This window comes from Streptomyces sp. NBC_01261, from assembly GCF_036226385.1.
In the GTDB taxonomy this organism is placed as follows: domain Bacteria; phylum Actinomycetota; class Actinomycetes; order Streptomycetales; family Streptomycetaceae; genus Streptomyces.
The window spans coordinates 9093411-9111159 of sequence record NZ_CP108463.1; the positions used below are offsets into that span (position 1 = coordinate 9093411).

Annotated in this window: 18 protein-coding genes; 10 read left to right on the forward strand and 8 right to left on the reverse strand. The window is 70.7% G+C overall.

The window, feature by feature from the left end:
* Window positions 1-81: 81 nt before the first annotated feature.
* The gene (locus OG226_RS40575; protein WP_328684690.1) at window positions 82-600 is read right to left on the reverse strand and encodes a DUF1877 family protein; all 519 of its coding nucleotides are present in this window, start codon (window positions 598-600) and stop codon (window positions 82-84) included.
* 7 nt (window positions 601-607) lie between these two features.
* The gene (locus OG226_RS40580) at window positions 608-886 is read right to left on the reverse strand and encodes a winged helix-turn-helix transcriptional regulator (protein WP_328686572.1); all 279 of its coding nucleotides are present in this window, start codon (window positions 884-886) and stop codon (window positions 608-610) included.
* Window positions 887-1051: 165 nt separating this feature from the next.
* Between OG226_RS40580 and OG226_RS40585 the strand changes: the two genes are divergently transcribed.
* On the forward strand, window positions 1052-1612 hold the full coding sequence (locus OG226_RS40585; protein WP_329351742.1) for a carboxymuconolactone decarboxylase family protein: 561 nt from the start codon (window positions 1052-1054) through the stop codon (window positions 1610-1612).
* Between the two features lies 1 nt (window position 1613).
* On the opposite strand, the gene OG226_RS40590 is transcribed toward OG226_RS40585, so the two are convergent.
* Window positions 1614-2489, reverse strand: coding sequence for an undecaprenyl-diphosphate phosphatase (locus OG226_RS40590; RefSeq protein ID WP_328684692.1), 876 nt, complete (start codon window positions 2487-2489; stop codon window positions 1614-1616).
* Between the two features lie 320 nt (window positions 2490-2809).
* Between OG226_RS40590 and OG226_RS40595 the strand changes: the two genes are divergently transcribed.
* The 3 genes from OG226_RS40595 (at window position 2810) to OG226_RS40605 (ending at window position 5717) form a co-directional block, all read left to right on the forward strand.
* Window positions 2810-3997 carry a Gfo/Idh/MocA family protein gene (locus OG226_RS40595; protein ID WP_328686573.1) on the forward strand — a complete coding sequence of 396 codons (1188 nt, stop codon included), beginning with the start codon at window positions 2810-2812 and terminating at the stop codon, window positions 3995-3997.
* Window positions 3994-4920: a PmoA family protein gene (locus OG226_RS40600; RefSeq protein WP_328684693.1), complete on the forward strand. Its 927-nt coding sequence runs from the start codon at window positions 3994-3996 to the stop codon at window positions 4918-4920. The genes OG226_RS40595 and OG226_RS40600 overlap by 4 nt, the downstream gene beginning before the upstream one ends.
* 185 nt (window positions 4921-5105) lie before the next feature.
* Window positions 5106-5717, forward strand: coding sequence for a cupin domain-containing protein (locus OG226_RS40605; protein WP_329353653.1), 612 nt, complete (start codon window positions 5106-5108; stop codon window positions 5715-5717).
* Window positions 5718-5726: 9 nt separating this feature from the next.
* On the opposite strand, the gene OG226_RS40610 is transcribed toward OG226_RS40605, so the two are convergent.
* Window positions 5727-6200, reverse strand: a complete 474-nt coding sequence (locus OG226_RS40610) for a winged helix-turn-helix transcriptional regulator (protein WP_329351744.1) — start codon at window positions 6198-6200, stop codon at window positions 5727-5729.
* 119 nt (window positions 6201-6319) lie between these two features.
* Here OG226_RS40610 and OG226_RS40615 point away from each other — a divergent pair, with 119 nt between their 5' ends.
* Entirely contained in the window at window positions 6320-7489 is a 1170-nt protein-coding gene (locus OG226_RS40615) for a thiolase family protein (RefSeq protein WP_329351745.1), read from the forward strand.
* A 4-nt stretch (window positions 7490-7493) separates the two neighbouring features.
* Here OG226_RS40615 and OG226_RS40620 read toward each other — a convergent pair whose 3' ends face one another.
* A complete protein-coding gene (locus OG226_RS40620; protein WP_329351746.1) occupies window positions 7494-8330 on the reverse strand; it encodes a TVP38/TMEM64 family protein in 837 nt (278 codons plus the stop codon).
* Window positions 8331-8380: 50 nt separating this feature from the next.
* On the opposite strand from OG226_RS40620, the gene OG226_RS40625 reads away from it, so the two are divergent.
* The 4 genes from OG226_RS40625 (at window position 8381) to OG226_RS40640 (ending at window position 12854) form a co-directional block, all read left to right on the forward strand.
* Complete coding sequence (locus tag OG226_RS40625; protein WP_329351747.1) at window positions 8381-9103, forward strand: DNA alkylation repair protein; 723 nt, start codon at window positions 8381-8383, stop codon at window positions 9101-9103.
* Window positions 9104-9375: 272 nt separating this feature from the next.
* Window positions 9376-10545 carry an elongation factor Tu gene (gene tuf, locus OG226_RS40630; RefSeq protein ID WP_328684698.1) on the forward strand — a complete coding sequence of 390 codons (1170 nt, stop codon included), beginning with the start codon at window positions 9376-9378 and terminating at the stop codon, window positions 10543-10545.
* A 188-nt stretch (window positions 10546-10733) separates the two neighbouring features.
* Window positions 10734-11585 carry a patatin-like phospholipase family protein gene (locus tag OG226_RS40635; RefSeq protein ID WP_329351749.1) on the forward strand — a complete coding sequence of 284 codons (852 nt, stop codon included), beginning with the start codon at window positions 10734-10736 and terminating at the stop codon, window positions 11583-11585.
* Between the two features lie 423 nt (window positions 11586-12008).
* Window positions 12009-12854 (forward strand): spermidine synthase, encoded by an 846-nt coding sequence (locus OG226_RS40640; protein ID WP_328684700.1) that lies wholly within the window; start codon window positions 12009-12011, stop codon window positions 12852-12854.
* A 479-nt stretch (window positions 12855-13333) separates the two neighbouring features.
* Here OG226_RS40640 and OG226_RS40645 read toward each other — a convergent pair whose 3' ends face one another.
* Window positions 13334-14656 (reverse strand): MFS transporter, encoded by a 1323-nt coding sequence (locus OG226_RS40645; RefSeq protein WP_328684701.1) that lies wholly within the window; start codon window positions 14654-14656, stop codon window positions 13334-13336.
* Between the two features lie 125 nt (window positions 14657-14781).
* The gene (locus OG226_RS40650; RefSeq protein WP_328684702.1) at window positions 14782-15807 is read right to left on the reverse strand and encodes a hypothetical protein; all 1026 of its coding nucleotides are present in this window, start codon (window positions 15805-15807) and stop codon (window positions 14782-14784) included.
* Window positions 15808-15982: 175 nt separating this feature from the next.
* On the opposite strand from OG226_RS40650, the gene OG226_RS40655 reads away from it, so the two are divergent.
* Window positions 15983-16420 (forward strand): DUF4442 domain-containing protein, encoded by a 438-nt coding sequence (locus OG226_RS40655; protein ID WP_327407361.1) that lies wholly within the window; start codon window positions 15983-15985, stop codon window positions 16418-16420.
* Between the two features lie 107 nt (window positions 16421-16527).
* On the opposite strand, the gene galU is transcribed toward OG226_RS40655, so the two are convergent.
* Window positions 16528-17505 (reverse strand): UTP--glucose-1-phosphate uridylyltransferase GalU, encoded by a 978-nt coding sequence (galU, locus tag OG226_RS40660; RefSeq protein ID WP_328684703.1) that lies wholly within the window; start codon window positions 17503-17505, stop codon window positions 16528-16530.
* Window positions 17506-17749 lie beyond the last annotated feature (244 nt).

Consider the following 17749-nt stretch of genomic DNA (forward strand, 5'->3'; position numbering starts at 1 on the left):
CTGCGCTACCGGACGGCTACTCAGACCGTATGGGCTTGGTCACGGGCGGGTTGAGCGAAGCGCCCGGCGCGGCCCGGACGCTCAGTCGACCCACGTGACGACGCACTGGGTGTGACGTGCGGCGGCCCGGTAGAACTCCCGCAGGGCGACGAAGTGTTCGGTCAGATGTTCCCGTACGTCGATGTCGGACCGGGGGCCGAACCCGCAGACGTCGGCCGCGACTTCGGCGGACGCCGGCATGTCCGCGAGCAGGTCGCCGAGTTGGAGACGGACCAGTGCGGCGGCGACGTCGGCGACCGCGGCCGGGGCGAGCAGTCGAGGCGGATCGCCGAAGCCGTCGTACACGTCGTCGTGGTCCAGGAATCCCACATTCCCGTCGGGATCGCCCGAGACGGCCCGGTCGAGCAGGGCGATCGCCTCCGGGTCGGCGCCGGTCGACCGGCAGTAGCGGATGAGGCCCCACAGCGCCCAGCCCGTGTCGAGCAGGTCGCCGTCCGGTGGATCCCAGCCCGGGGACGCGCCGGGCGAGGTGAGGGCCGAAGTGCGGCAGCGGTCGAGGTAGTCGGGCGGCACGCGGGCGAACTGCTGCGTCAGCGCCATGAGTTGGTCACCCCCGCCGCTCGGCCCACACCCGCGACCACTCCGACAGCGGCCCCATCGCCGTCACGAGGTCCGCGCCGAGCGCGGTCAACTGCCAGGCCCCGTCCGGCGTCTGCCCCGCGATGTCCGCCTCGCGCAGCTCCGTCAGCCGGGTGGACAGGACGCTGGAGGACATGGCGTCGCAGCGGCGTCGCAGGTCGCGGAAGCCGATCGGGACGTCGTGCCGGTGGAGCTCCCAGATCACGCGGAGTGTCCAGCGTCGGCCGAGGAGGTCGAGCGCGGCCATGACGGGACGGCCGGTGGACGATCCGCGCACGGGGCGACCGGGGGTGGGGGTCGGTTCCAACTGGGCCTCCTCGCCCGGCACATGGTGATCGCCTGGTACGAACTCCTCGTTCACTCTTGCGCTTCGATTTCAGAAGCGCAAGAGTCGGTAGACGTGAACCCGGACATGAAACAGCGCATCGAAGGTGTCACCCCGCCCTACACCCCCGAGACCGACCGCGCCCTGCACCGCTGGATGCCACCCGGCGTCACCCGCGAACCCCTGATGCTCTTCAAGGTCCTCGAACGTCACCCGGAACTCGCCTCCCGTATGCGGGCGTTGGGCGCCGGGCTCCTCGTCCACGGCCTCCTGGGCACCGCCGACCGCGAACTCGTCATCGCCCGCGTCTGCGCCCGTTCCGGCTGCGCCTACGAGTGGGGCGTTCACATGGCGACGTACGCCGAAGCCGCTCGACTCACCCAACGGCAGGTCACTTTGACCGCGACCGGCGCCTCCGGCGACCCCGCCTGGTCGCCCCGGCAGTCCGCGCTGCTCCGAGCCGTCGACGAACTCCACGCCGACGCCCGGCTGAGCGACCCGGTCTGGTCCGGCCTGCGGGAGCACCTCGACGAGCCCGAAGCGATCGAGTTCCTCGTGCTGGCCGGGTGGTACCGCACCATCGCCTACGTCGCGAACGGCGTCGGGATCGAGCCCGAGCCCTGGGCCCTTGCCCTGCCCGGGAGTTGACTCAGCCCGCCGACTCCGCCGCGTGCGGGCTCAGCGCGCCCGCCGTCACCAGCGCGATGATGACGATGCCGAGGGCGACGCGGTAGTAGACGAACGGCATGAAGCTCTTGTGGGAGATGAACTTCATGAACCACGCAATTACGGCATATCCGACGACGAACGCGATCAACGTCGCGAACATCGTCGGCCCCCACGCGACGTGCCCTTCCTCCGCCGCGTCCTTCAACTCGAAGGCTCCGGAGGCCAGTACGGCCGGCATGGCGAGGAGGAAGGAGTAACGGGCCGCCGCCTCGCGGGTGTAGCCCATGAAGAGGCCGCCGCTGATGGTCGCACCCGAGCGGGAGACGCCGGGGACGAGGGCCATCGCCTGACAGAGGCCGTAGAGCAGGCCGTCCTTGGTGTTGAGGTCCACCAGGGTCTTGCGCTGCTTGGGGGCCCGGTGTCGGCCGCCGTTCTCGTCGCGGGCCGCGAGGCGGTCGGCGACGCCGATGACGATGCCCATCACGATCAGCATCGTGGCGGTGACGCGCAGGTCGCGGAACGGCCCCTCGATCTGGTCCTTGAGGGTCACGCCGAGCACGCCGATCGGGATGGAGCCGACGATCACCAGCCAGCCCATCTGGGCGTCGTGGTCGCGCCGCATCTCCTTGTTGGTGAGCGATCGGAACCACGCGGCGAGAATCCGCCCGACATCCTGGCGGAAATAGATCAGCACCGCCGCCTCCGTGCCGAGCTGGGTGATCGCGGTGAAGGCCGCGCCCGGGTCCTCCCAGCCCGAGAAGGCCGCCGTGAGCCGCAGATGCGCGCTGGAGGAGACGGGGAGGAACTCGGTCAGCCCCTGGACGAGTCCGAGGATGAGTGATTCAAACCAAGACATGGAGTTACGGAGTCCAAGTGCTGATCGTGGAGGGGCAAAGGACACACCAAAACGCCGCGCGCGGTGAACGAGTGTGTGTGAGGGGCAGCGTAGCGTCCCGGTGTGACAGGCCCGACACAGGGGTTTCGCGGCGGTTGTGGGACTCCGGGCACAGAGGTTTCAGGGCTGTTGCGCGACTCCCTGCACAGAGGTTTCACGAGTGGTCCGACGACTCCGGGTTCGCGGTGTTGACCAGCTGCGGGGGCGGCGCATACGTTGCAGCGGAGGAAAGCGCTTGCTGCATGCGCTCGCTGTTCCCCGGAGGAGTGCTGATCACGACCATGTCCACGCCCGCCACCAACCCCGGGGCGCTCCAGCCCTTGACCCCGCTCACCGGCCGACGTATCCGGGCCGCCGTGGTCGGCGCCGGTGCCATCGGCCGCGGCTCGCATTTCCCGGCGCTCGCGCGGCTCGCCGAGGAGGGCGAGACCGAGGTCGTCGCCGCCGTTGACATCGATGCCACGTCGGCCGAGTCCTTCTGCGCCGAGGCCGGGATCCCGCACGCCTACACCGACCTGGAGCAGATGCTCCGGGAACAGCGGCCGGACCTCGTCACCATCTGCACCCCGCCCACCCTGCACCGCGCGCAGACCGTCGCCGCGCTGCGGGCCGGCGCCTGGGTCTGGTGCGAGAAGCCGCCGGTGCCGACGCTGGCCGACTTCGACGCCGTAGAGGACGAAGAGGGCCCGGGGAGGGGCGCACCCGACGGGCCGTATGCCTCGATCGTCTTTCAGCACCGCTTCGGGTCGGGCTCCCGGCATGTGCGTCGGCTGCTCGCCGAGCGGGCGATGGGGCGGCCGCTCGTGGCGCACTGCCAGACCACCTGGTACCGCGACACCGCTTACTACGCCGTGCCCTGGCGCGGGCGTTGGGAGACCGAGGGCGGCGGTCCCGCGATGGGGCACGGCATCCACCAGATGGATCTGCTGCTCGATCTGCTCGGGCCGTGGAGCGAGGTGAAGGCGATGGCCGGGCGGCTGGTCCACGACGTGGAGACCGAGGACGTCTCGACCGCGCTGGTGCGTTTCGAGAACGGCGCGCTGGCCACCGTCGTGAACAGCGTGCTGAGCCCCGACGAGGTCAGCCGTATCCGCATCGACTGCGAGCGCGCGACCGTCGAACTCACCCACCTGTACGGGCACAGCAACGACAACTGGCGCATCACGCCCGCCCCTGAGGTGTCGGGCGAGGAGGCCGCGGCCTGGCAGGACTTCGGGCCGGACGTGCCGAGTTCGCACCTGGAGCAGCTGCGCGAACTCGTCGTCAGTATGCGAGCCGGTGAACGGCCGCGCAGCAGCGGCACGGACGGGCGCACCAGCCTCGAACTGATCACCGCCCTCTACAAGTCGGCGTTCACGGACACGACCGTACGGGCCGGCGAGATCGGCCCCGGAGACCCCTATTACACGGCGCTGCACGGCGGCGCCCCCGGCTGGGCGCCCGTGGCGCGCGAGGAGGTGTCGGCGTGACCGGCCTGCGTATCGTCCATGCCCACGGGGACCGCATCACGGTGACCGAACCGGCCACCGGCGTCGAGCTGTTCAGCTATGTGTACCGGCCGGAAGCCGCCTGGGAGGCGCCGAAGCCGTATCTCCACCCGATCCGGACGCTGGCCGGTGACGTCGTCACGGACTACCGGCCCAATGACCACCGCTGGCACAAGGGCCTGCAGTTCACCGCCTCGCATCTGTCGGGCCAGAACCTGTGGGGCGGCAACACATACGTTCACGGTGAGGGGTATCTCCAACTCCCGGAGCGGGTCGGGTCGATGGCCCACGTCGCCTTCGACGAGATCGACGCCGACGATTCACGTCTCGTGATCGCCGAACGGCTGACCTGGCACCCGCACAGCGGCGAACTCTGGGCCGACGAGCAGCGCCGGATCGAGGTGCACGACGTCGACACGGAGTCGGGTTCGTGGGCGCTGACCTGGACGAGCGCCGTGACCAATCGCCGTGACGAGCCCCTGCTGTTCGGCAGCCCGACCACCCACGGGCGCGAGGCGGCCGGCTACACGGGCCTCTTCTGGCGCGGCCCGCGCGCCTTCCGCGACGGCCGGATCATCGGCCCCGACGGTGAGGGCCCCGAGCTGATGGGCTCCCAGGGCCCCTGGCTCGCCGTCTCCGGAGAGCACGACGGCACCGACGGCCACGCGACCATCGTCTTCGCGCACGCGCCCGAGAACGACCAGACCGACGCCCAGGGCACCCACCCCGATCACTGGTTCGTACGCAACGAGCCGTTCGCGGGAATCGCCCCCTCCTACGCCTTCTACGACGAGCTGGTGCTCGACCCCGGCGACACGCTCACCCGGCGCTACCGGGTCGTCGTGGCCGACGGGGCATGGGAGCGGGAGGAGATCGCCAAGTACCTGGAGGCGCGGCCGTGGTGAACACGCCTGCGGTCAACACACCTGCGGTAAACAAACCTGCGGTCAACAAGCCTGTGGTGAACACACCTGCGGTGAACAGAGGGTCCGCTGAAGGTTTTTCCGGGCTGCCGGGCGGGGTCGCCGTCTCGCATCTGTCGGTCTACGACTGGCCGGCCGTGGACGGCGTGTGCGGCGGAACTCCCCATATGCACCTGACCTGTTCGGAGGGGTACGTCGTCACCGGCGGGCGCGGTGCGGTTCAGACGCTCACGACGTCCGGGTACGAGGTGACGCCGCTCGCGGCCGGAACGGTCGCCTGGTTCACGCCGGGTACCATCCACCGGCTCGTCAACGAGGCCGACCTGCGCATCACCGTCCTCATGCAGAACAGCGGCCTGCCCGAGGCGGGGGACGCGGTGCTCACGCTGCCTCCGCAGTACCTCACCGACCCGGAGACGTACGCCTCCGTCACCGTGATCCCGGCCGACGCGCCGGAGGCGGAGCGGGAACGCGTCGCGCGTGCCCGGCGCGACCTCGCCCTGGAGGGCTACCGGGCGCTGCGTGACGCCGAGGGTCCGGAAGCGCTGGCCGAGTTCCACCGGGCCGCCGCCGCGTTGGTACGGCCCCGGCTCGCGGAGTGGCGCGAGCGGTGGGAGCGGGGGGCGCGGGCCGCTGCTGCGGCTACGGGGGCGCAGCTCGACCAGCTGGAACAGGGTGACTTCTCGCACCTCGCGGGTGCCGCGGTACGCGCTGAACAGCCGTCCGCGTACGGGAAGTTCGGGATGTGTGGGCGGTTGGACGTCTACAAGGGGACGTAGGTCTGGATCTCAGGCCGCGGTTGGGCCTGTCACCGTCCAGCCCGGTGTCTGCGGGTGGGCCGTCAGGTCCTGGTGGTGAACCGGGGCGCCGCAGGCCGTGCAAGTGACGGCGGGGACAAGCTCGTTGCCGCAGATGTGTTCGATCACCATGGGGCGGTCGAGCTGATCCCTCCGAAGATGGCGGTCGCCCCACGCCATGAGGGTCATCAGGACCGGCTCCAGTTCGAGCCCCGCTTCCGTGGGCCGGTACTCGAAACGCTGCGGGTGTTCGCTGTACGTCCGCCGGGTCAGGATCCCGGCGTCGACGAGGCGGCGCAGCCGGGTGGCCAGGACGTCGCGCGGGGCGCCGATGTTGCGGACCAGCTGGTCGAAGCGGCGGTTTCCCAGGCACACCTCCCTCAGGACGAGCAGGGAGTACTTCTCGCCGACGAGTGCGAGCGCGTCGGCGATGGAGCAGGGGCGCGGGTCTTTGGGGGCGGCCATGGCACCTACTTTAAGGGAGGGTTTGATTTTCCAACTAACGAAGCTATGGTGAGTTTGAATTTCCTACTCACTGGTAGTGCCCGCTGGAAACAACGCTGGAAACAACGGAGGCCCGCACCATGCGTGACGCAGTGATCGTCGAAGCCGTACGCACGCCCGTAGGCAAGGGCAAGCCGAACGGCTCCCTCGCCCAGGTCCACCCCGTCGAACTCCTCTCGCACACCCTGCGCAGCCTCGTCGAGCGCACCGGGATTGACCCAGCCCTCATTGACGACGTCATCGGCGGCACGGTCACCCAGGTCGGTGAGCAGGCGGTCAACATCACCCGGCAGGCCGTTCTGTCGGCGGGCTTCCCGGAGTCGGTGCCCGCGACCACGGTGGACCGCCAGTGCGGCTCGTCCCAGCAGGCCGTGCACTTCGCGGCGCAGGGCGTGATCTCCGGGGCGTACGACATGGTCGTGGCCTGCGGAGTGGAGTCCATGGGGCGCGTGCCGATGGGGTCGAGCGTGCTGCCCGGGACGGACCCCTTCGGCCCCGGTGTCGCCGGGCGTTACCCGGAGGGCCTCGTCCCGCAGGGCATCAGCGCCGAGATCATCGCCGCCAAGTGGTCGATGACACGCGACCAGTTGGACGCCTTCGCGGTCTCCTCGCACGTCAAGGCGGCCGCCGCCTGGGACGCGGGTCTCTTCGACGCCCAGGTGGCACCCCTGGCTGGGGCGACGCGCGACGAGTGCGTACGGCCCGGCAGCACCCCCGAGATCCTCGCCGGTCTCAAGCCCGCCTTCTACGACGCGACGTACGCCGAGCGCTTCCCGCAGATCGAGTGGAACATCACCGCCGGCAACTCCAGCCCCATCAACGACGGTGCCTCCGCAGTCCTCATCACGTCGAGCGAGACGGCGGCCCGGCTCGGCCTGCGTCCGCTCGCGCGACTGCACAGCTTCGCGGTGACCGGGTCCGACCCGCTGCTCATGCTCACCGGTGTCATCCCGGCCACCGAGAAGGTGCTGCGCCGGGCGTCGCTCACCCTCGACGACATCGACCTGTTCGAGGTCAACGAGGCGTTCTCCAGCGTCGTCCTGGCCTGGCAGCAGGAGACGGGCGCGGACCTCGCCAAGGTCAACGTGCACGGCGGGGCCATCGCGATCGGGCATCCGCTCGGGGCGAGCGGTACACGGCTGACGACCACACTGGTGCACGCGATGCGGGACCGCGGGGCGCGTTACGGGCTGCAGACGATGTGCGAGGCGGGGGGTCTCGCCAACGCGATGATCATCGAGGCGGTCTGATCCCTCACTGGGCTCGCAGGTGGTGACGCTTGCGCCAGGCCACCACCGCGCCGCCCAGGGCCGGCAGGGCGATGCAGGCCATCGCGATCAGGAAGGCCGGCGAGGTGGGGCTGGAGGCGCGGGCGCCGGCGACGACGTACGCCGCGGTGTTCGGGATCGAGCCGAGTGCCGTCGCGAGCAGGAACGGCGTCCAGCGCATGCGGGAGACGGCGGCGCAGTAGTTCACGCCCCAGAACGGCAGTCCCGGGAAGAGCCGTGCCGCCATCATCGAACGGAAGCCGTGTCGACTGAGCTGGCCGTCGGCCGCCTTCAGCCAGCGGCCCCGCAGTAGCGGGCGCAGGGCGTCCTGACCCAGTACTCGGCCCAGGCCGAAGGAGATCCCGGCGCCGAGCACCGTGCCCGCCAGCGCCGCGCCGGTGCCCAGCTGGGAGCCGAACAGCGCGCCCGCCGCGAGGTTCAGCAGGGGGCGCGGTACGAACGCCACGCTGCACAGGCCGTACGCCGCCGCGAACACCAACGCCGCCAGGGCGCCGCCGAGTTGGGGCGGCCAGCCGTCGGAGAGCAGGCGCTGCGGGTGGAAGAGCAGCACGGTCGACGCCGCCCCGGCGAGCAGCACGAGGAGCATCGACAGCCGCGACCACGGCGAGAGCAGGGCTCTCGTGCAGCGCGCGCTGAAGCCGGTCGGGACGACGGGCAGCAGAGGCGCTACGGCCATGGCCGCGGGGACGGTCACGACTGCGGCGAGCTCCGTGCCAGTGACATGGGCAGTGGCCTGGGGAGTGGCCGTGGCGGTGCCCCCAGAGCGGGTGCCCCCGGAGTCGGTGGCGGCATCGGCGAGCATGTCGGCGACACTAACCGACCTGTGTATGTGATCGCCGTATGGTTCGTCTCATGAGCGTCACAGGTGCGGGCACCCCGCGAGTGCCGGGCAGCGTTCTCGCGGACACCGTGCTGGAGCGGCTCACGGCCACGTACGCCGCCGCAGCCGACCCAGAGCGGGCCGTGCCCATGCGGGCGTACATGAAGGACATCGCGCCCTTCCTGGGCCTCACCACACCCGTACGCAGGGCGTTGTCCCGCACGGTCCTGGAGGGCACACCCCACCCCGACGAGACCGACTGCACCGCGATCGCCCTGCGCTGCTGGGAACTGCCGGAGCGCGAGTACCGGTACTTCGCGGTGGACTACCTGCGCCGCCATGTGAGGCACTGCACGTCCGGCTTCCTGCCGGTCGCCCGTCACCTCGTCTCGACGGTTCCTTGGTGGGACACCGTCGACGCACTCGCCTCGCACGTAGTGGGAGGCCTGGTCGCCGCCGACCCGAAGCTGACGTCGGACATGGACGAGTGGATCGTCGACGAGGACATGTGGGTCGCCCGTACGGCTCTCCTCCACCAACTGCGCTACAAGGAGCGCACCGACACCGAACGCCTCTTCGCGTACTGCCTCAGTCAGTCCGGGCACCCGGAGTTCTTCATCCGCAAGGCGATCGGCTGGTGCCTGCGCGAGTACGCCAAGACGGACCCGGAGGCGGTACGGGGCTTCCTGGCGCGGGAGAAGGGGCGGTTCGCGCCGCTGTCGGTGCGCGAGGCCCTGAAGAACGTCGGCGCCTGACGTCCCACGTACTGATAAATCGTTCGACGCCGGGCAAAGCGTCGGCAATGATCGGCCTCATGTTCCGGTACGCCTTCCACCTCGCAGCATCCGCGGTCGCGGATGCCCCGAAGGCTGCCGTTCCCGTACTCGTGTCTGTTCCAGCGGCCGCAGTCGACGGCGCCCGAAGCTGACCCTCTCCGGATCGTCCGGCGGACCCCGCAGGGGGAGGGTCGGCGAGTCCTCGGGGGTCCCCCTTCTTTTCACCACCGGAGAGGCTTCGAGGTACAGCCATGCCCAAGACGGCATACGTGCGCACCAAACCGCATCTGAACATCGGCACCATGGGCCACGTCGACCACGGCAAGACCACCCTGACCGCCGCCATCACCAAGGTCCTCGCCGAGCGCGGCGCGTCCACCTTCGTACCGTTCGACCGGATCGACCGGGCGCCGGAGGAGGCCGCACGCGGCATCACCATCAACATCGCGCACGTCGAGTACGAGACGGACACCCGGCACTACGCCCACGTGGACATGCCGGGCCACGCCGACTACGTCAAGAACATGGTCACCGGGGCCGCGCAGCTCGACGGGGCGATCCTCGTCGTCTCCGCGCTCGACGGGATCATGCCGCAGACCGCCGAACACGTGCTGCTCGCCCGGCAGGTGGGCGTCGACCACATCGTGGTCGCGCTCAACAAGGCCGACGCGGGCGACGACGAGCTGACCGACCTGGTCGAGCTGGAGGTCCGCGAACTGCTCACCGCGAACGGCTACGGCGGCGACTCCGTACCCGTCGTGCGGGTGTCCGGTCTCAAGGCCCTTGAGGGGGACCCCCGTTGGGCTGCGTCGATCGACGCGCTGCTCGACGCCGTGGACACGTATGTGCCCATGCCCGAGCGGTACTTGGACGCGCCGTTCCTGTTGCCGGTCGAGAACGTGCTCACGATCACCGGGCGCGGGACGGTCGTCACGGGTGCGATCGAGCGCGGCACGGTCCGGGTGGGCGACCGGATCGAAGTGCTCGGCGCCGCCGTCGACACGGTGGTCACCGGCCTGGAGACCTTCGGCAAGCCCATGGCGGAGGCGCAGGCCGGCGACAACGTGGCACTGCTGCTGCGCGGTGTCCCGCGCGACGCGGTCCGTCGCGGGCACATCGTCGTGGCGCCCGGCAGCGTCGTCCCCAGCCGCCGTTTCTCGGCGCAGGTGTACGTCCTGTCGGCCCGCGAGGGTGGCCGCACGACCGCCGTGTCGACCGGCTACCGGCCGCAGTTCTACATCCGCACCGCGGACGTGGTCGGCGACATCGACCTCGGCGAGACGGCGGTCGCCCGCCCCGGTGACACCGTCACGATGTCGGTCGAACTGGGCCGTGAGGTCCCGCTGGAGCCGGGGCTCGGCTTCGCGATCCGCGAGGGCGGGCGCACGGTGGGGGCGGGGACGGTGACGAAGGTGGGCTGAGCGGGGTCGGCTGAGTGGAAGTGGAATGGGTGCCCGTCCTTTCGGGGGCGGGCACCCACGTGCGTTCTCGGTGGGGCGGCCCTGCGCTCTTTTTCGAGGTCAGCGGCTCGTACCCGTGATTGTCAGTGGCGTGCGCAAGACTTGATCGCGGCGGCAGTTGTGGCGAGGCGTGGGGAAGGCAGGGCACCATGGCGGGCAAGGCATTGGTCCTGGGCGGCGGGGGCAGCAGCGGGATCGGCTGGATGGCCGGAGTGCTGTACGGGCTGGCCGAGGCCGGCGTCGATCTCTCCGACGCCGATGTCGTGATCGGTACGTCGGCGGGTTCGACCGTCGGGGCCCAGCTGCGGGCCGGCACGCTCAAGGAGCTCTACGAGCGTCAACTCGCCGCCCCCGAGGGCGAGATCCCCGCCCGACTCGGCATCGGCCTAATGCTTCGCTACGCATGGGCGACGGTGACCTCGCGTACTCCGGAGGCGTACGGGCGGAAGATCGGCCGTATGGCACTCGCGGCCAAAACGCCCCGAGCGGCGGCCCGGCGCGCGGCGATCGAGACCCGGCTCGTCTCACCGGAGTGGCCCGACCGCGCGTTGCGCATCACCGCCGTCGACACCGTGACCGGTGAACTCCGGGTCTTCGACAAGGACAGCGGGCTGCCCTTGGTCGACGCCGTGGCCGCCAGCTGTGCCGTCCCCGGCGTGTGGCCCCCGGTCACCATCGAGGACCGCCGCTGGATCGACGGCGGTATCAATTCGGCGGCCAACGCACAACTCGCCGAGGGGTACGACCAGGTCGTCGTCCTCGCTCCGATAACCCTCGGGGGTGGCCCCCTGGTGTCCCCGACGGCCCAGACCCGGCGACTTGTGGAGCGGGGCGCCCGTGCGGTCGTCGTCTCGCCGTCCCCGGAGGCGAAGCAAGCGTTCGGCCGTAACCCGCTCGACCCGGCGGTACGGGCGGGGGCGGCGCGGGCGGGGCGGGAGCAGGCGGCGGTGCATGGGGCGGAGGTGGGGGACGTCTGGGGCGTTGGCGGGGCGGGTGGGTGATCGGCTTGCTGGGTGTTGGCTTGGTGAGGGGGCGGGTTGGCGGGGTGAGGGTGCCGGGCTGGTGGGGGCGTGGGGTGGTTGAAGGGAGTGAGCGTGGGGCGGGTATCTGTGGGGCGCGCGGACGGTTGGCGGGGGAGCGGGCTGACGGCTGGCGGTGCTGATCGCCGGGGCTGACTGGAGGATGCGGGCTGTGTGGGTATCGGCGATGAACTGGCCTGCGCGGGGGCGCACGGTGCCGGGATTACCCCGGCACACGCTCACCGGAATGAGCCGCGCGGCTCGCGCCCGCGTCCCGCACGTCAGTGCCTACCCGCACGTCCGCGCCCCACCCACACTCCAGTGCCCCCACAGCCAGCCCCCGCACGAGCCCACGACCACCCCGCCGCGTCACCTTCCGTCCCACCACCCCGGCACAATGGACCCGTGAACGAGCCGATACCCGTGACCCGGGACGTAGATCACGGGGTCGCCAAGCTCATGCCCGACGTGGATCGGGAGCGGGCCTGGTTGCTGACCGTCGACGGGGCGCCGCAGTCCTACGTGGACCTGGACGCGCCGACGCACCTGGAGTTCGAGTACACGCGGCGGCTCGGGCATGTGCTGGACACCCTCGCGGAACCGAGGCGTCCGCTGGATGTACTGCACCTGGGCGGAGGGGCGCTCACGTTGCCCCGGTACGTCGCGGCGACCCGGCCAGGTTCGCGGCAGGACGTGGTCGAGGCCGACCTGGGGCTGCTGGAGTTGGTCGCCGAGCACCTGACGGTGCCGGACGGTGCCGGTGTCACCGTGCACGGTGCGGATGCCCGCGCCTGGCTGGAAGCGGCGCCGGACGGTTCGGCGGACGTGATCGTCGCCGATGTCTTCGGCGGTTCACGGGTTCCGGCGCACCTCACGTCCGTGGCGTACGCCCGCGAAGCCGAGCGTGTCCTGCGCACCGACGGCGTCTACCTGGCCAACCTCGCGGACGCCGCCCCCTTCACCTTCCTGCGCGCCCAACTCGCCACGTTCGGCACGGTGTTCCAGGAACTGGCGCTGATCGCGGAACCGGGCGTACTGCGAGGCCGCCGCTTCGGCAACGCGGTACTCGTCGCCGCGCACCACCCGATCGAGAGGGCGCCCCTGACCCGCCTCGTTGCCTCGGACGCGTTCCCGGCACGGCTCGAACACGGCTCTGCGCTACGGGACTTCATCGGCGGGGCGCGGCCGGTCCAGGATGAGGATGCCGTCCCGTCGCCGGAGCCTCCTGAGGGCGCGTTCGGCATCGGCTGAGCTGGCTCCTGGCCCGGCAGGTCTGCCTGGCGCAGCTCGAACGGCGGCTCGGGCTGGGGGAGTTATTAGGTGGGGCGGGGCGGAGCGCGGCCGGTCCATGGTGGGGATTGGCTGACCGGGCTCTCGTGGTCCCGCACGTTTTCCCGGCGCGGCTTGAACACGGGCCTGCGATAAGGGAGTTCGTCGGCCGTGCGTGGCCGGTGCGCAATGAGGATGCTGTGCCGTCCCTTGCGCCCTGGGACGCCTTTCCGCCGTGCCCCGAACACGAGCCTGCGTTAAGGGACTTCACCGGCAGTACGCGAGCCACCCGCGACGAGAGCGCCGTACCGCGCCACCTCAACGCGCCGACCCACAGCCCCGCTCACCCTCCCCCCACACCCCGAACTCAGCCCCACCTCAAGGCACTCCACCGCCCCACACGCACCCCGCCCCCCACCCAATCCCCGCCATCACCCAATCCCCCCCTCACCCAATCCCCCTCACCCAAGTCCCTCCACCGCCCGCCCCACATCATCAACCGCCCCACCCGCACCCCCGGCCACCCCCTTCCCGTCCCCCGCCCCACCCCGCCGCCGCAGATTCCGAACCTCCGGTACACACAGCACCGCCCCCGTCACCACCGTGACCAGCGCCGCGCACCCCCACAGCGCCGCCGTACGCCCGAAGGCGGACTCCGTCGGGCCCGCCGCCGCTGCGGCGAGTGGCATCAGGGCGATGGAGCCGAACCAGTCGTAGGCGGAGATGCGGGAGAGTTTGTTCTCGGGGATTTCCTGGTGCAGGGCGGTCATCCAGCTCACCCCGAAGATCTCGACCGTCGTGCCCGCGACGAACATCACCGCGAACAGGACGCCGATCGGGACCGGGACGGCGAGCGCGGCGGACGGGAGGGCCAGCGGGAAGATGCCGAGCATGCCGGCGAGAAGCAGGCGGCGGGGTTTCCAGCGGGTCATCAACAGGGCGCCGGCTACCGTGCCCGCGCCGAATGCCGCCAGGGCCAGGCCCCACGGGCCCGCGCCGCCGAGGCTGTCGCGGGCGACGAGTGGGCCGTAGACCGCGTCCGCCGCGCCGACGACCGCGTTGGCGATGGAGAAGGCCACGACGATGGACCACAACCACGAGCGGCCGGTGAACTCCCGCCAGCCGTCCCGGAGATCGGCGACCATGCCGCCGCCCGGCGCCCGCGGCGGGATGTGGCTCACGTCGAGGAAGGAGCGGACTCCGCCGGCCACCGCGAACGCCGTCGCGTCGACCGCGAGCACCCAGCCCGGGCCGACCGCCGCGACCAGTGCGCCGCCGAGCGCCGCGCCGCCCAACGACGCGCCCTGCATCGCCATCCGGAAGACCGCGAAGGCCCGGCCCGCCTGTTCGCCGCTCACCGTGGACATGAGCATGCCCTCGGCCGCCGGGCCGAAGAACGCCTGGCCGGTGCCGCCCAGCGCGGTCAGCAGCATCATCTGCCAGAGGCGCGGCTCGCCGGTGAGGACGAGAACCGCGAAGGCCGCCTGCGAGACGCAGCTGAGGGCGTTCGCCGCGACCATGACGTGGTGGCGCGGAACCCGGTCCGAGATCGCGCCGCCGATCAGCAGGAACAGCACCAGCGGCAGCGTGCGCGAGGCGGCCACCAGACCCACGTCACCGCTGTCGCCATCCGCGTCCAGCACCGCGAACGCCGACGCGATCAGCGCGCCGTTGCCCCCGAGACCGGTCGCCACCGCGGCGGCGGTCAGCAGGGTGTAGTTGCGGCCCGCCCAGTCGGGTCGGCGCGGTCGACGGGGAGCAGCGGGGGCGGGTGCGACGGTCACCGGCCGACTATCGCCGCCCACGCCACACCCTGCCAAACAGATTGCCGCCAGAATCAAGCCAAACGGCCAACGGCCAACGGCCAAGGGCCAATGGTCAACGGCCAGTGGTCAACGGCCCACGGCTGTCAGCTGGTTGAGCCCGTCGGGTCCCCGTGCAGTCGTACGGTGCTCAGGATCTTCTGGATCGTGGCGTCGGGGATCTCCTCGCTCACGCCCTTCGCGCCGTAGAGCGTCCAGGAGACGAAGTCGTCCGCCGAGTTCTTGAAGGCGAACGTCGTCGCCTTGCCGTCGGAGGAGCACTTGCCCGTCTTCGGGACGCCGGACGTGTACGAGGTGGCGACGCTGCCGGCGACACCCGACTTCGTCGTGTACGGCTTGGCCGCGCCGATCTTCAGGTACTTCTTGGACGAGTCCTTCTGGTCCGTGTACCCGCCGAACGCGAACGAGGCCGCGTCACCGCGCGCGGTGCTGGCCGTGTCCTTCGCGCCGTCCTCGCCCTTGGTGCCGCTCGACGCCAGCGACGAAGTCTCCTTCGTGCCGTCCTTGTTGTCGTCTGACTCGCACCAGTTCTCCTTGAGATAGGCGGGCGCCGAGAAGCCGATGTACGGGGAGCCGTCGCCCTTCACCTCGTCCTCGAAGAAGCTGAAGGTGCCCGGCTTGCCGACCTCCCAGGTGGGGGGGACGTCGAAGGCGGTGCCGTACTTCTGGTTGACGACGACCTTCCAGCCCGCGATCGTCGGCTTCTCGGTCTCGTTGCCGCGCGGGTTGTCGTCCGAACCGGAGGAAGAGGCACTCGGGTCCGCGGACGTCGACGGCGACCGGCTCGATTTGTCCTTGCCGCCGTCCGCCTTGTCGTCCTTGTTGCCGCCGAGCACCAGGAAACCGGTCACACCCGCGGCCACGACGACGGCCGTCGCCGCGATGATCGCGACCAGCTTCGTCCGGTTCCCGCCGCCCCCGCCCTGCGGTGGCTGTGGCGGCTGCGGTCCGCCGGCGGAACCCGGAGCGCCCCACTGCGGCTGCTGCCCATAGGGACTGGGCTGCTGGTAGCCGGGCTGCTGATACGGATTCGGCTGTTGGTACCCCGGCTGCTGGTACGGGTTGTCCTGCGGGTTCTGCTCGCCCCCGGGCGGCTGCTGTCCTGGCCACATGGGCAGTAACCCTAGTCCGGCGTCGGACACGGTTGGGTCACCGCCCCTTGTCAGGGTCGTACCAACTTCGTGGCTGAATGGCGGGCAGGCGGTGGGTGCGGGGTGTGTGCGGGCGCACACATCTGGCCAGACGTGGCTACTCGTGGGTAACATGCCTTCCATGAGCGCAGATCAGATGTCCATCGGCGAGCTGCTCGCCGCGACGGTGCCGATGGTTCGCACGCTGAACCTGGAGTACCTGGAGACCAGTCCGGAGCGGGCCGTGCTGGCCCTGCCGGATCAGAGCGAGTACCGCAACCACGTCGGCGGGCCGCACGCCGGTGCCATGTTCACCCTCGGCGAGTCCGCCAGCGGCGCGATCGTCCTCGCCGCCTTCGGCGACCAGCTCTCGCGGGCCGTGCCGCTCCCGGTCAACGCCGAGATCGCGTTCAAGAAGATCGCCCTCGGCCCGGTGAAGGCCACCGCGACCCTCGGCCGCCCCGCCGCCGACGTCGTCGCCGAGCTCGACGCGGGCGAGCGCCCCGAGTTCCCGGTCACCGTCGCCATCCAGCGCGAGGACGGCGCCGTCACGGGCGAGATGACGGTCATCTGGACCCTCCGCCCGAACGGCTGAACAGCTCAACTTCGGTACGAGGTCCGGTTGTTGCCCACGGCCGACCGACTCCGCTACGAGGGCCCGGTCATCGCCTGCCGATGACCGGGCCCTCGTGTGCGTGAGACTCAGGCCGCGATGCGCGCGCCGTCGCTCTCGCCAGGCTGTCCGGCGCTCTCCAGTCCCGCCACGAACTCCTTGAGCCAGGCGACGAATTCGGGTCCCAGGTCGTCGCGGTCGCAGGCCAGCCGGACCACCGTGCGCAGGTAGTCGGCCTTGTCGCCGGTGTCGTAGCGCAGGCCCTTGAAGACGACTCCGTGGACCGTGCCCTCGGCGGCCAACTCCTGGAGGGCGTCGGTGAGTTGGATCTCGCCGCCGCGGCCGGGCGGGGTGCGCTCCAGGGTGGGGAAGATCGCGGGGTCGAGGACGTAGCGGCCGATGACGGCGTAGCGGCTCGGGGCGTCCTCGCGGGACGGCTTCTCGACCAGGCCGGTGACCCGTACGACACCCTCCTCGCCGGTCGGCTCCACGGCTGCGCAGCCGTACAAGTGGACTGATTCCTCCGGGACTTCCATGAGGGCGACCACGCTGCCGGCGTAGCGCTCGCGGACGTCCAGCATCTGGCTGAGCAGGGTCTCGCGTGGGTCGATCAGGTCGTCGCCGAGAAGGACCGCGAAGGGCTGGTCGCCGACGTGGTGGCGGGCGCACAGCACCGCGTGCCCGAGGCCGAGCGGGTCGCCCTGGCGGATGTGGTGGATGTCGGCGAGGCGTGCGGGATCGCGTACGGCGTCCAGGCGCACGGTGTCGCCCTTGGCGGCCAGGGCCTGTTCGAGTTCGAAGGCGTGGTCGAAGTGGTCCTCGATGGCGCGCTTGTGCCGGCCGGTGACCATCAGGATGTCGTCGAGCCCGGCCGCGGCGGCCTCCTCGACGACGTACTGGATCGCGGGCTTGTCGACGACCGGGAGCATCTCCTTCGGTGTCGCCTTCGTCGCGGGCAGGAACCGCGTGCCGAGCCCGGCGGCCGGCACGACCGCCTTGCGGACCGTGGGGGCGGGGGAGGGCGTGGGGGCGGGTGCGGGGGTGGCTGAAGAGTGGGGGGTGATCATGCGGCCCATGGTGGCGTGCGGCGATGAGAGCACCCCGAGAGAAACCTCGGAGTTCCCTGTGGGCCGCCCTTAGTTCGCGCGGGAGTTGGAGATTTGGTGGAGACGCCTGTGGATACCGCCGGTAACCAATCTGAATTCTCAGCGTTTTGAACATCGGTCACTCGAACTCCTTGTTTCCTGTCAGCGGCTTGTGCGAGTGTGAGCCACCCCGTGAGACCGGCTGTCAGTAGACATCGGAAGGCAA